11 protein-coding genes and 1 pseudogene are annotated in these 13,078 nt (G+C 34.3%); 2 read left to right on the top strand and 10 right to left on the bottom strand.

The features are described from left to right. Window positions 1–724: 724 nt before the first annotated feature. From P177_RS10915 to P177_RS10890, 6 genes are all read right to left on the bottom strand, one after another. Window positions 725–2,677 carry a heavy metal translocating P-type ATPase gene (locus P177_RS10915; RefSeq protein ID WP_036154685.1) on the bottom strand — a complete coding sequence of 651 codons (1,953 nt, stop codon included), beginning with the start codon at window positions 2,675–2,677 and terminating at the stop codon, window positions 725–727. Next, window positions 2,674–3,036, bottom strand: a complete 363-nt coding sequence (locus P177_RS10910; RefSeq protein WP_036154683.1) for a DUF3703 domain-containing protein — start codon at window positions 3,034–3,036, stop codon at window positions 2,674–2,676. The genes P177_RS10915 and P177_RS10910 overlap by 4 nt, the downstream gene beginning before the upstream one ends. Window positions 3,037–3,090: 54 nt before the next feature. After that, entirely contained in the window at window positions 3,091–3,507 is a 417-nt protein-coding gene (locus P177_RS10905) for a Fur family transcriptional regulator (RefSeq protein ID WP_036154681.1), read from the bottom strand. Window positions 3,508–3,509: 2 nt separating this feature from the next. After that, on the bottom strand, window positions 3,510–5,696 hold the full coding sequence (locus P177_RS10900) for a TonB-dependent receptor (protein ID WP_036154679.1): 2,187 nt from the start codon (window positions 5,694–5,696) through the stop codon (window positions 3,510–3,512). A 49-nt stretch (window positions 5,697–5,745) separates the two neighbouring features. Next, window positions 5,746–6,063, bottom strand: coding sequence for a DUF6660 family protein (locus tag P177_RS10895; RefSeq protein ID WP_036154677.1), 318 nt, complete (start codon window positions 6,061–6,063; stop codon window positions 5,746–5,748). Window positions 6,064–6,498: 435 nt separating this feature from the next. Continuing rightward, entirely contained in the window at window positions 6,499–7,113 is a 615-nt protein-coding gene (locus P177_RS10890) for a hypothetical protein (RefSeq protein WP_245233029.1), read from the bottom strand. A 635-nt stretch (window positions 7,114–7,748) separates the two neighbouring features. Between P177_RS10890 and P177_RS10885 the strand changes: the two genes are divergently transcribed. Next, entirely contained in the window at window positions 7,749–8,678 is a 930-nt protein-coding gene (locus tag P177_RS10885; RefSeq protein WP_036154675.1) for a pyridoxamine 5'-phosphate oxidase family protein, read from the top strand. A gap of 61 nt (window positions 8,679–8,739) precedes the next feature. Then, entirely contained in the window at window positions 8,740–9,717 is a 978-nt protein-coding gene (locus P177_RS10880) for an alpha/beta fold hydrolase (protein ID WP_036154673.1), read from the top strand. 18 nt (window positions 9,718–9,735) lie between these two features. Here P177_RS10880 and P177_RS10875 read toward each other — a convergent pair whose 3' ends face one another. From P177_RS10875 to P177_RS10865, 4 genes and pseudogenes are all read right to left on the bottom strand, one after another. Further along, window positions 9,736–10,608: an RNA polymerase sigma factor gene (locus P177_RS10875; protein WP_036154671.1), complete on the bottom strand. Its 873-nt coding sequence runs from the start codon at window positions 10,606–10,608 to the stop codon at window positions 9,736–9,738. 56 nt (window positions 10,609–10,664) lie between these two features. Continuing rightward, the gene (locus tag P177_RS10870; RefSeq protein ID WP_036158246.1) at window positions 10,665–11,414 is read right to left on the bottom strand and encodes an SDR family oxidoreductase; all 750 of its coding nucleotides are present in this window, start codon (window positions 11,412–11,414) and stop codon (window positions 10,665–10,667) included. A 399-nt stretch (window positions 11,415–11,813) separates the two neighbouring features. After that, a pseudogene (locus P177_RS20560) lies at window positions 11,814–12,038 on the bottom strand (DUF6642 family protein). Window positions 12,039–12,070: 32 nt separating this feature from the next. Further along, window positions 12,071–13,042, bottom strand: a complete 972-nt coding sequence (locus P177_RS10865) for a TIGR03571 family LLM class oxidoreductase (RefSeq protein ID WP_036154668.1) — start codon at window positions 13,040–13,042, stop codon at window positions 12,071–12,073. Window positions 13,043–13,078: the final 36 nt, after the last annotated feature.

The raw sequence follows: 13,078 nt of genomic DNA, 5'->3' as shown, positions 1-13,078 counted from the left end.
ACAAGAGAATTTACGTTTGTAAGCTATAATTCTATATTATGTAAAATATCCCTAAACCTCTGAGATTTGATTAAAACTTACAACAGGGTCATCAACCTTTTTAAGCGGTGCCTGCGGCGCATATTTTCATTTGTACCATAATTAGCCGTTATGTAAAATAGCCGCTGCCCATGCGCTCATTGCTTTTTAAAATCAAATTGCTCAGGCAATTTATTTTAAACACAATCTCCAGCCGCATAGCCAACGCCATTTAAAAGCTAGCCTTTTAGATTCATTTAAAATTCGTTTATTCGAGGAAATGTGTGCAATATTTTTTTCTACAGCATTCTCGTCAGCTTGCCGCAACAGCTAAAAATTACTCTGCGAGATAATTTCTTAGCCCTTGCTAACCTCTCGTCTTGTTTTAATCTTTTCTTTAAGTACTTCTAACATTATGTCAAATAGACTTTAACATCCTAACCATTAAACGTTTCTTTTATCTTTTTTTCTTGATAAAAAAAGAAACAAAAAAATTAAGGCTTACAGATAATTTTGGAAACAATGTACGGCTCAGTCGCTATATTTTAGGATCCATTGTAACTCTTAAGACTACTTTAAGGTAAAAGCATCTTTTCAATTGTCAAGTAAAATAGTAACCAGCCCCCTAAAATATGGCCGCTCCCCTCGCCTATTGTTTTGCCAAAATTCTCTTAGGCCATGGACAAAATAGTAATCGATATAAGTGCTAACTCCAATTCATCCTTTGTAATCTAACTGCATTCAAAATAGCTAATAGCGCTACTCCTACATCGGCAAACACAGCTTCCCACATCGTAGCAAGTCCGCCAGCACCTAAAATCAGAACTATTACTTTCACTCCAAATGCTAAACCAATGTTTTGCCAAACAATTTTTCTGGTGGAACGTCCTATTTTTATTGCTCTGACCACTTTTGATGGTTGGTCAGTTTGAATAATAACATCTGCGGTCTCAATCGCTACATCACTCCCTAATCCACCCATTGCGATTCCGACGTCACTTGCCGCTAAAACTGGGGCATCATTTATTCCATCACCAATAAATGCGATTTTGTTTTCTGGGTTTTGTTTTAGTTTTTCAACTTCATTCAGTTTGTCTTCGGGCAGTAGACCACCTTTGGCTTTTTCAATGCTTAATTTGGAAGCTACTTTTTGTGTGATAGAATCCTTATCGCCAGATAGCATCATTATATTTTTGATTCCAACTTTATGCAGCGTTGTTATCGTTTCTTTTGCATCGTTCTTTAATTCATCCGCTATGACTACATAACCCGCAAACCTATTATCTATGGCTACTAAAACTATAGACTCTACAATGGTTTCAGTTTCTGCGGGAACTTCAATTTTATTAGCAATCATTAAAGCTTTGTTGCCTACTAAAACGTTTTTGCCATTTACAATCCCTCTTAAACCTTTACCTGCAATTTCAGACACTTCGGTAGCTTCAAAATCTTCTCCTTCAGCTTTGTACTCTAAAATGGCTTTAGCAATTGGATGTGTAGATTGTTCTTCCATCGCCATAAGGTATTGCATAAATTCAGTTTCATTCCAACCGATTGCTTTTACTTCTTTGATTTTAAAAACACCTTTGGTTACGGTACCTGTTTTGTCCATTACCAAAGTATTTATCTTGGTCATTGCATCTAAAAATGAAGCACCCTTGAAAAGTATTCCGTTTTTTGAAGCTGCTCCCAATCCACCGAAATAGCCTAATGGAATTGAAATTACCAACGCACAAGGGCAAGATATGACCAAGAAAATTAATGCTCTGTATAACCAATCTCTAAATACATAATCATCTAGAAAAAAGTAAGGAATTAATGTCACGCCAACAGCCAAAAACACGACGATTGGCGTATAAATCCTCGCAAATTTTCTGATAAATAATTCGGTTTTCGACTTGCGAGCTGTGGCATTTTGAACCATATCGAGAATTCGGGCAATGGAGCTATCCTTAAACTCTTTTGTAGTTTCAATTTCAATCACGCCATCGAGATTGATACTTCCTGCAAATACTTTCTCAGATTTAGTAATGGTATCAGGTTTGCTTTCGCCTGTTAAAGCCGCGGTATTGAATGAGCCTTTTTCAGAAAGCAAAATACCGTCCAATGGTACTTTTTCGCCCACGCGGACTTGTACTTTTTCGCCAATTTCCACAGTTTCGGGATTAACGGAAATGTAATCGTTGTTCCGATAGACCAAAGCTTCATTTGGTCTTACATCGAGCAAAGCTTTGATATTTGACTTTGCTCTATTTACAGCTGCATTCTGAAATAGTTCACCTACAGCATAAAACAACATTACAGCAACGCCTTCGGGATATTCTCCAATGATAAATGCACCAATTGTGGCTATAGACATTAAAAAGAATTCCGTGAAAACATCGCCACGTATCACATTTTTCCAGCCTTCCTTAATTACCGGAAACCCTACGGGAACGTATGCTATGGTATACCAAACTACTCTAACATAACCTTCAAATTGGAGAATTAAATCAAAGTAGTCTACTACAATTCCTAGAATAAGCATCACAAAGCTTATAATTGCTGGAATATACGTTTTGAATGCACTTCCATCTCCGTGGTCGTGACCATCATCATGATTATGTTCTTCTTCCGATTCTGGTTTTAAATCTCTTAAATTGACTTTCTTTTTTTTCATTTAGTATTTAATAATTTTTCAATATCATTTGGAATAGACATACGCTTCAAAGGGGGCACATTTGCTCCACCAGTATTACCAAGGGGAACGTGATTTATAAATGATTTCCAACCACCTACAAGCAACCTAATAATTTGACCTATTACTTCTTTAGTGTCTTTTTGTCTAAATCCAAATTTTAGCATTAGCCAATGTGAATAAGTATGCTGTAAGGGGTAAGATTGTCCTATGATATGACTACGTTCTAAATGATACCAAGCACTACCGTATTCCTTATTATCTAAACAGGAACTGTATTGTATTAATTCTTTATTATAAGCCTGCTTAAGATGTTCAGGTATTTTAGTATTAAACTTCATATCTATTAATTTTTGGATAAAATTAGTTTAATAGCTAGTGCAATGGAAGTGCATTTATTGCCCACTACACTTATCGCAAATACCTTTTACAACCAAGTTTATATTTTCCGAAACAAAGCCATCAGGAACTTTTATTTGAGGTATCTTATGTTCTGTTAAACAAACGGTTTCATTGCAATTATTACAATGAAAATGTAAGTGTAAATCTGTTTTTATATCACAACTACATCCTTGTTCGCAAAGTGCGTATTTTGTGATTCCTGTGCCATCATCAATCTGATGCACGATATCATTTTCCTCAAAGGTTTTTATAGTTCTGTATAGCGTAGTTCTGTCTGCCTTTTCAAAAGCATTTTCAATATTACTAAGCGTTACAGCTGCCTTGTTTTCCGCAAGAAACTTATAAATCAATAACCGCATTGCCGTAACACGAATATTTTTTGATTCTAATAATTGTTCAATTGTTTCCATAATTAATCGTGGTCTAAGTTTCCAAATGGTTTAATAATAAGTCCTACACTAAAGATAAAACCATCCGTGGGTCCATAAATCTCTGGAAAGACAGGATTTTCATGTGGTGGTAAAACCAATGGGGAAAATCTACTTTGCCTTCTATCTGTGAAGTTCTCAAAATTGATAAATACGCTTCCCCGTTTAAAATTACGCATTAACAGTAAGCCCATAGTTACAAAATCGGTTGTCTCAGTACCGTTTGATAAAAATTGTTTTCCCGTGTAATAGGTCTCATAGCCAATTCGCCACTTTTCAGACTCGTACATTAAAACGCTCCCCGCATTATGCTTTGCGGTTAAAGGTTTTTGTGGGTTACCTGGCAAATAATTTAGTTTGGTGTCGATAAGTGCATAGTTTAAAAACCATCTAAAATCTTTGTAAGTGAATTTAATATTGGTTTCTGCTCCTTTGCTAAAAATTTCATCTGGCGCATTTTCAAATTGAAAAAAACCATTATCTGTTGAATTTAACAACAAGCCTTTATTTATAGCTGTTGCATAGAACAATTGATTTACTGAAAAACCAATCTCATCGGATAAGCGTGCTTGATAGTTTACATCGAAATTAATACCATAAGAACGTTCTGCGTCTAAAGTTGATTTATCTATTGCTAGAACATTTTCGAAATTGATATATTCTGCTTCTTCTGTAAATATATCAGGTATTTTGTATCCTAAACCACCACCTATTCGGCTTGAAAATCCAATATCATTTTTATACAGTAATGATATTCTTGGCAGTGGGAAAAAACCAAAATCGGCATTATAATCTGCTCTTAATCCTGTTTCTAAAATCCATTTTTCGGATATATCAAAGATGTTATTAGCAAATGCACCAAAGGTTACATCTTTTTGGTCTCGCTGTAATGGTGCATTATCATTTTCATCAAAGTTTGAGGTATATAAATTTGCGCCAATTATCCAATCTGTATTTTCTGACGCCGTATTATATGTGATTTCAGTAAAAGTGTTTGTTTGCTGCCCATCAAAATTGAGACTAGGGACGCTTAAGTTCCTATCGAAAAAAGAGATACTATTTTTAAATTTTAATGAGCTAACAGAATCTAATTGTGTTTGATATACCAATTGACTACTTAATCTTTTGGAATTGTTTTCTTCTGTATATTGATGAATACCATTTTCGCCACTTTCAATTTTGGTAATATCTCCACCTATTCTATCATCATATGTTCCATTTAAACCAAACCACAGGGTTGTTTTCTCCGATGGATAATAAAACAATTTGGGATTGAAAGAAATTGAGGTTGTTTTTGGTAGGTTACTAAAACCATCATCTTCTGGGTCGTAAGCTTTTTGATAGTGCCCAGAACCATAAAGCGAAAAACCAAACTTTTCATTTCGTTTACTATAAAACACATTCGCTGTGCTTCCTAATGCTTGTGTTTGAGTTAGCATAATATCCAATGCAGGTTCTTCGTCAGGTGTTTTAGATACCATATTTACCAATCCTGCAATAGCACCGCCACCATAAAGGGTTGATGAACTTCCTTTTATAATCTCAAATTGTTGTAAGTCTAAAGGTGGAATTTGTAAAATACTTAAACCACTTGAAAAACCACCATATAATGGAAACCCATCTCTCAAAAGTTGTGTGTACCGACCATCCAATCCTTGAATACGAATATTGGTGCTACCACTACTTAATGATGTCTGTTGCATTTGTATACCTGTGCTTTCGCGAAGTACCATAGAAATATTAGTAGGATTCATTATTGCTTTCTCCCCTAGTTCCTCGACGCCAATAAACTCAATACGTGTTGGTATCTTTTTTAGAGTCCTTGTACTACGTGTAGATTGAAGTACCACTTCATCTAATACGTTAGCATCTACTTTAAGTTTAAAAATATAATCCGCATCACTAGGTACTTGAATTGTTGTTTCTAATGTTTGAAAGCCTAAAAATGAAATTACTGTTGAATGTTGACCGTTAGGTATTTCGGCAAATTCTGCTATACCATCAAAATTGGTAATAGCTCCTTTTTCTAATGTATCAAAGTAAACTGTAGCACCTATTAAGGGTTCGTTTTCATCCTCTGAATAGACGGTTATTTGAATATCTGATTTTTGTGCCTGTAGCGATAGGCATAGCAAAAACATGAGCTTTACGCTCAAAATGTGTTTGTTCATTTAATATGATTGTAATTAACTAAAAAAGTGATTTAAGAATCTAGAAGTCTTAGCTAATTACTTGGGGTGGTTGCCAAATGTTGGAATGAAAATCAAATCTATAAATTGACTGATAGATAGCTATTGATTGTGTAGAAATGCTGGTGTAAAAATTGAGTTCAAATGTGGCTAAAGGCTCATATGCTATTGACATACCACAACAATTACAAATACAGGTTATAGGACAAGAATCATCATTATCTTCTTGATGATTATGGTCTATGCTCAACTCTTGCTGTTGTTGGTCTTCAAAATTTTGACCATCAGAACATGGCTTTGCGGTCAAAGTGAACATGGTAACTGCTAGTATGAAGCTTATAAATTTCATTGCTACAAAGATATTAAATTCTAGATGCAATGGCTGTGCAAAGGTATATTGACCATTCCATACACATTACCACTTAGCTCCTACCGTCGCTTCGGGCAAAGAGTATTCCATTACCTTTTAAAAAGAAAGTCTTTGGAAAGAAAAAAATCAATGAAAATGGTAACAACTTTCGCTTTTAACCAAAGCTCAAGTTACATAACGCGGAACATTATGATTCATAAATAGAATCATAATTTGACGTTATATAAAATGTCTTAGTAACATAAAAATCGTAAGTTTTATTGTAGTCAAGAAAAGAACAATATATCATTATAGACTCTTATCGTAAACCATACTTTGGTTTAGTAATGGCATGGTTGCAACGCTTAAATATTTGCTTCTATTTATGATTTTTACATTAATTTGATGTGCAAATATTTAAGCGTGTTAATCAACTTAGAACCAACTAAACCCTACACCTATATTAAAGAGTACCGCGTCTCTATGTGCGTCGCTACTTAAAGATGCACGACCAAGAACTAATTTAGACTGCAGATTAAGTGCAAAGTTTTTCTTTTTGTAAATTTCGTAACCTGTACTTGCCATTACAGCACAACCAAAGTTCCAATCGTCATTTACATTATCTTCAATATCATATAGTGCTGGCGAATCTACTGCCAGACCAATTCCTCCATGTATCCACCAACGATCTTTCACCCAATATTGTAGCGATGGAACAAAAGCTCCAAAATGCCTATCATTATCCTGAAACTCATATATGTTTCCTGGCATAGCGGCGGTTATGGCAAGATTTTCATTTAACATATAGCCAAACTTTAAATCTGGAAATACGAAAGTTCCTTGAGATTTGTCGAAAGTTTGTAAACCGGCACTATCTTCTAAACTGATAATACCTCCTCCTACTGCAAATTCAAAGATAAAACCCTCCCTTTGTGTTGTTTCGGTATTTGTGTTCTGCGCATATGTAATACTAGTTATTAATACAAAGGCTACACAAGCTATTTTTGATACGATTTGATTTTTGATTGATAACATTTTAATTTTTTTCATGATTGTTCGTTTTTTGATTAATGATTGATGTGATTGATGATTTCTTTTTTAATGAATATCTATAATGATATAGAGTTTCATACTGCAAATGTCTATTAGTTTTGGGTAAATATTAAACACGAATTACTGAACTGTTAAATAATAGGGATGAATTGTTCTTATGCTAGCATTAAAGCAAATTTCTAAAATGAAGTTATTATTTTACAGACGCTGGCTCAACACTTTCAAATAAATCAGTATGCGAATACAGTAGCGAATTTGGCATAACTTCTTTAAAATAACCTATTAGATCTTCGCTTGTGGCATATTGGTTTGTGGTTGTTTTGAGTGTTCCGTTGGTGGTATTTCAGTCTTCAATAAAATGGCTCAGGGCTTTGTTTACTTGCCTCTCTTCTATTGCTTTTTGAAATTGATTTTAGATAAGGTCATAAACATCAAATAAAACTGATACAAGCTGTTAGTTTAGCCTTGTTTTACGACTATCAAAATAACGTTTAACAAAACCCAAAATGGCAAAAACTAGTTAAAGGACAAGCAGCCTAAGTTATGAACTGTTTAGGGTACAAATGATGTCTTTTTTCCTGAAGGCAGTGCGGTTACCTTTAATTAAGACGTTGCAAACATTGAATATAACTATGAGTACTATTTTCCATGAGGGACAATTAGCTGTGCAAAAAATAGCAGGTGAAGAAGAAATTGCTAAAAGTAGAATTCCTATGGTTAAGAATTCTCTGCACCCAAGATCCATTGGGTTTATTGAACATCAAGTTTTGGCTTTTCCTGGTAGTGAAGATTACAATGGACATATCTGGTTGTCTTTATTGGTTGGTGAAAGAGGGTTTATACAGGTACCCTCTGAGCAAGAAATTAAATTAGACCTATCTAAGGTTACTAGTAATCTAGATGATATTTTTTTTAAAAACATAGCAACTAAGCCTACTGTTGGTTTGTTATTTCATGAAGCAGCAAGAAGAGCGCGATATAGGGCTTGGGGAACGGCGCGCAAAGAAGGAAATCAACTTTCTTTTGATATAAAATTGGGCTATCCTAGTTGCCCCAAGCACATACAACGTGAAGTCATTGAAATTCGTAAGGATTCAAAAATTGAAGTTTCCACTTATGAAAAAGGAACCATTTTAGGTGAATTGGAGAAAGAATGGATAAGTCATGCCCACACTTTTTTCATAGCTACACAAACAAAAAAAGGGGATATAGAATCATCACATAGAGGCGGAAACCCTGGCTTTATTGAAATTCAAGAAAATGGACATTTACGTGTACCTGACTATTTAGGGAATAGCATGTTTAGCACTTTAGGTAACATTTATGAAAATCCAAAAGCAGCTTTGCTTTTTGTGGATTATAAAAAAGGAGAAACATTACAGCTCTCAGGAACTGCTGAGTTACAATTTAACCAAAACTCTAATGAAGATTTTCATACCTCTGGTGAAACGGGCAGATTTTGGACCTTTGAAACCAAACAATGGATTAGAACCATAAATCATCATGTGGTGCATACAGAATTTTTAGATTTTTCTCCGTTTAATATACCCAGTGCCCATTAATATTTTTATAGAATAGCTTTCAATACCTAGCTTATTATGAGCTTAGACAAGTAACAAAAAAATGAAAAATATCCATATTGTTTTAGGCACTGTATTTTTAGTGATAATAGGTTGTAGCAACCCTAAAGCACATACTGCTGAAGAGGAATCGTTTTTCCTCCCCCCACCTACTACCTATAATTATATAGAGGTTAACGATGTAAAATTATTTTATAGAGAAGCTGGAGACCCCAATAAACCAACTATCGTTTTATTACATGGTTATCCATCTTCCTCGCATAGTTATAGAAATTTGATTCCGATGTTGGCTAATCATTATCATATTATTGCACCCGATAATTTGGGGTCTGGATATAGTGATCATCCAAATCCAGATACTACAACCTATACGTTTGACCTACTTGCCGATTATACCGAAGCATTATTAACAAAACTTAATATTGATAATTACATTATGTATATGCAAGATTTTGGAGCTCCGGTTGGGTATCGAATGATGATGAAAAACCCGAAAAGAATAAACGCTTTAATTGTTCAAAATGCTAATGCCTATTTAGATGGATTGACACCAAAGCGACAAGATTTTTTTAAAAATGCACAACAAGATACATCTCAAGGACAGGTTGACTTTTTGTACTCCATAACAAGTAGAGAGGTGACTATCAACAAGCAATATTTATTTGATATTGATTCACTTAACTACAAAATTCAAAGCCCCGATGCGTGGACCCATGATTTGGCTTTTTTACAAAAACCGTCTGATAGAAATATACAGGTACAATTATTTCAAGATTATTACAATAACCTATTGGCTTATCCTAGTTGGCAAAAAATGTTGAAAGAAACACAACCTAAAACACTTATTGTTTGGGGTTCCAAAGATTTAAAATTCAATGCCAACGGAGCAAAAGCCTATTTAAGAGATTTGCCAAATGCAGAATTACATTTATTGGATGCAGGTCATTTTGCCGCTGAAGAAAAAACACGGGACATTGCCAGGCTTATTCTGAAATTCTTAAAAAAAGAAACTATTAAATAACGAAAGTTATTACTATTCTTATAAATCTAAAATTGATTTTATGAGATCGTTATTCAAGATTTCATCAACTATTTTTGATGCTTGTATAGGTGTTTGTGCAGGATGACTTTGAAACACTTTTTTATTTAATTCATCTACCGTGTTTGTAAATTGAGTGGCTTTATTCTTAGAAAGCTCGCTAATTTCTGAAGTATATCTCGTGTTAAATTTTAGGTTGGCAGGGTCAACCTTACCTTCTGTAATGTAACCTCTAGTTTTTTTAGAACATCTACATGGGTTGTTTGTATTTACCAATCCACATCTTTTATTCATCCAGTTATACAGCTCTTTGCGAGCGCGCATTAATTTGATTCTAAAATTACCAGGTGTAATTCCTAAAATTTCTCCACCAAGATTATGATCTATATCAAACATTTCGCCTAAAATATAAATCATGCGTTGTTCTTTAGACAAGCAAAGTAACATGCCTGTTGTACAATTTATTCTGATTTCTTCTATAGTATCTCTAAACTCTTTTTCTTCTTGGTCATTTAATTCAAAACTAGGAACATTATCGATTTCATTAAAATAGCTTTCGAAATTTACGACCCGCAACTGTCCCTTTTTCTTTTTATCATTTAAAAAATGGTTTACCGTTATACGATATAACCAAGTTCTAAATTTACTCTCACTCTTAAATTTGGCTAAAGCAGTTATTACTTTTATAAAAACTTCTTGAGTAACATCTTCAGCGTCAGCTACATTGCCCACCATTTTTAAAGCTAAATTGTAAACAAAAAGCTGGTGACGAACAATAAGCGTTTGAAGCGCTTTTTTGTCACCATCCACTGATAGCTGTACTAACTCTGTGTCACTACTATCCGTATAGTTATCTGGAAAAAAGTTTGTCATAATACAAAATTTAAAATCCTCATGTATAGAACTATAAATGAGGATTTTAATTATAATTATATAGAGTTAATTCCGCCTTGTACGGCAATTTCTTCACCGATGATATAAGAAGAATCATCAGAAGCTAAAAACAATACTGCTTTTGCTACTTCATCAGGATTTCCAAAGCGCTTTAATGCTGTTTGCGCAGTAATTGCTTCAGCCGCTCCAGATAGTACATCTTCAGGTAAACCAATTTTACCCCAGAAAGGCGTACCGATTGGACCAGGGCTTACGGCATTTACACGTATTCCTCTATCTGCAAGTTCAGCAGAAGAAACACGAACTAGAGAACGTAAAGCTGCTTTACTTGCACTTAATAAGCTACTACCGCCAAAACCAACTTCATTTAAATATGATGTAGTAACAACTACAGATGCTTTATCATTTAAGTATTGGATTCCTTTTTGTAATGTAAAGAAAGATCCTTTAAAGTTTACATCCATCATATCATCAAAGAATGCTTCATCTGTATCAGCTACAGGAGATAGTTTTCCTTTACCTACATTGATAAACAACGTATCTACACCACCAAATTTAGATTTGGTTTCTGAAAACAAACGTTCTAAATCGGCATGGTTTGTAACGTCACCTTTTACAGCGTGACTATTAGATCCTAATTGTTTTACTGCTGCGTCTAAAGCTTCTTGACCTCTACTAAAGATAACAACTTTAGCGCCGTTATTAATAAACTCTTGAGCTGTTGCCAAACCAATACCACTTGCACCACCGGTTATTACAGCTACTTTACCTTCTAACTTTCCCATTATTTTTGTTTTTTTAAATAAATTGAACATATTATTATTTGTATCTATAACTTGGACAATGAAAAAACAATGGTGTTACAAAACTTTTGAAATTAGGTTAAAAATAAATCTATACTAAAGATGTGCATATTATTACGTAAAACATTGATAATATGTGCTTTAAATTATAATTTTTGACTTGGTTTTAATAAGGCATATTCCAATAAAGTTTTAAGAATTTTTATAAAAATTTAGATTCTGAATCAATACTTAAAGTTATTACCAAAGTCTAAACCATATAATTTCAAAATTATAGTACGATAATTTTTATTCTGGAATTGAAACACTTGCGGGATAATTTGCAAGGTCAGGAGGCATTGAACATTTAATAAAATATGTATTCTTTAAAAGAATTTGTATTTAGTAATACAATCTAAAATCGAGAAGTTTACAAACATTGTAATGCCTTTGATGCAGCTCTTCTACAACCTCGAACATATCATCACCCTCTTGAAATAAGTTAAAGAAAGCTTTATCTAAGTTTGCGCTGCTTACCCCGTTATACGCATTACCGTACCCAGAGACGGCTTTGGTATTGGTAGTATCTAAAAAGTACTGGGCTTCTTATTCGTCTAGGTCAAGAATTTTTGCATTGGAGAAATGTAGGGTCTTGCCTTTTATTCGATCTTCAAAAACTCCGGCAATACCACTTCCTCAATTTTTGCAATAGCCTCACTTACGGGAGTTTCGGACTTTCTTAGGTTGATTGCCATATGGTTGACTCCTACATCTTCATAGGACTTTAAATATTCCGTAAGATGGTTGATGCCTACCGTACCACCAAATCGTTGTGGTTTAAAAGTCGCGTTGTCGTCTTTTGATAGGTTTAAATGTATAGCCGAAATATAAGGTTTTGCTGCTTGGTCTTCATCATACAAAGTATTACACCAGTATTTTCTGTTTTCCAAAGTTTCGGCAACAGGTCTTGGGTAATTAAACCAAGCTTGTGCATTTTTGGCAATCCAATTAATACTTTGACCAGAATGACCAGCTACTACTAGCGGAATGTCATTTTTTGGTTTAGGATAGACTTGAATACCACTGGTTAAAAAATCGTATTTAGATTTTAAATTACTATTTGTTTTCCAAGCTTCTTTAATGATATCAAGATTTTGTCTAAAGATTTCAGGTCTTTTTTTATAGTCGATTCCATACATTGGGAATTCCACAGGTCTGTCTCCCAAACCTAAGCCTAACAAAAGTCTGCCATCACTTAAATTTTCTATGGTAGCAGCGGCTTTCGCTAATTTTATAGGTTGTTGTAATGGCAATACTATGGCAGCTGTACCCAACAAAATGTTTTTGGTGGCAGCAGCTAAATAGCCCAAATATGGAAGCGTATCGAATAATTGTGCACCATCGCCAAAGTTAGGGTCGTACACAGGAACATCTCGCATCCATAAGGCTGCGAAGCCTGCTTCGTCAATTTGTTGTGCTAATGCTAAGTGATTGGAGATATCTGGAACTCCGAAAGGTCTGTTATCTTCCAAGCGTTTACGATTTCCTTCGGTTGACCAATCGTTATCTAAAGGAAACTCTATACCAAGTGTCATTTTACCTGGTTTGTATAGTTTATCAAATGGATTCATAGTGTGTGTTTATAAATTCATCAGGTATCCGTTAAG

Source organism: Maribacter forsetii DSM 18668 (assembly GCF_000744105.1).
In the GTDB taxonomy this organism is placed as follows: domain Bacteria; phylum Bacteroidota; class Bacteroidia; order Flavobacteriales; family Flavobacteriaceae; genus Maribacter; species Maribacter forsetii.
The sequence above is the reverse complement of the archived record's forward strand: the minus strand, read 5'-3'. Positions and strand labels throughout refer to the sequence as shown.

Excerpts from the sequence above, each read along its gene's own strand:
- P177_RS10915 (WP_036154685.1), bottom strand. The coding sequence starts at position 2,677 with ATGAAAAAAAAGAAAGTCAATTTAAGAGATTTAAAACCAGAATCGGAA.
- P177_RS10910 (WP_036154683.1), bottom strand. The coding sequence starts at position 3,036 with ATGAAGTTTAATACTAAAATACCTGAACATCTTAAGCAGGCTTATAAT.
- P177_RS10905 (WP_036154681.1), bottom strand. The coding sequence starts at position 3,507 with ATGGAAACAATTGAACAATTATTAGAATCAAAAAATATTCGTGTTACG.
- P177_RS10900 (WP_036154679.1), bottom strand. The coding sequence starts at position 5,696 with ATGAACAAACACATTTTGAGCGTAAAGCTCATGTTTTTGCTATGCCTA.
- P177_RS10895 (WP_036154677.1), bottom strand. The coding sequence starts at position 6,063 with ATGAAATTTATAAGCTTCATACTAGCAGTTACCATGTTCACTTTGACC.
- P177_RS10890 (WP_245233029.1), bottom strand. The coding sequence starts at position 7,113 with ATGAAAAAAATTAAAATGTTATCAATCAAAAATCAAATCGTATCAAAA.
- P177_RS10885 (WP_036154675.1), top strand. The coding sequence starts at position 7,749 with ATGAGTACTATTTTCCATGAGGGACAATTAGCTGTGCAAAAAATAGCA.
- P177_RS10880 (WP_036154673.1), top strand. The coding sequence starts at position 8,740 with ATGAAAAATATCCATATTGTTTTAGGCACTGTATTTTTAGTGATAATA.
- P177_RS10875 (WP_036154671.1), bottom strand. The coding sequence starts at position 10,608 with ATGACAAACTTTTTTCCAGATAACTATACGGATAGTAGTGACACAGAG.
- P177_RS10870 (WP_036158246.1), bottom strand. The coding sequence starts at position 11,414 with ATGGGAAAGTTAGAAGGTAAAGTAGCTGTAATAACCGGTGGTGCAAGT.
- P177_RS10865 (WP_036154668.1), bottom strand. The coding sequence starts at position 13,042 with ATGAATCCATTTGATAAACTATACAAACCAGGTAAAATGACACTTGGT.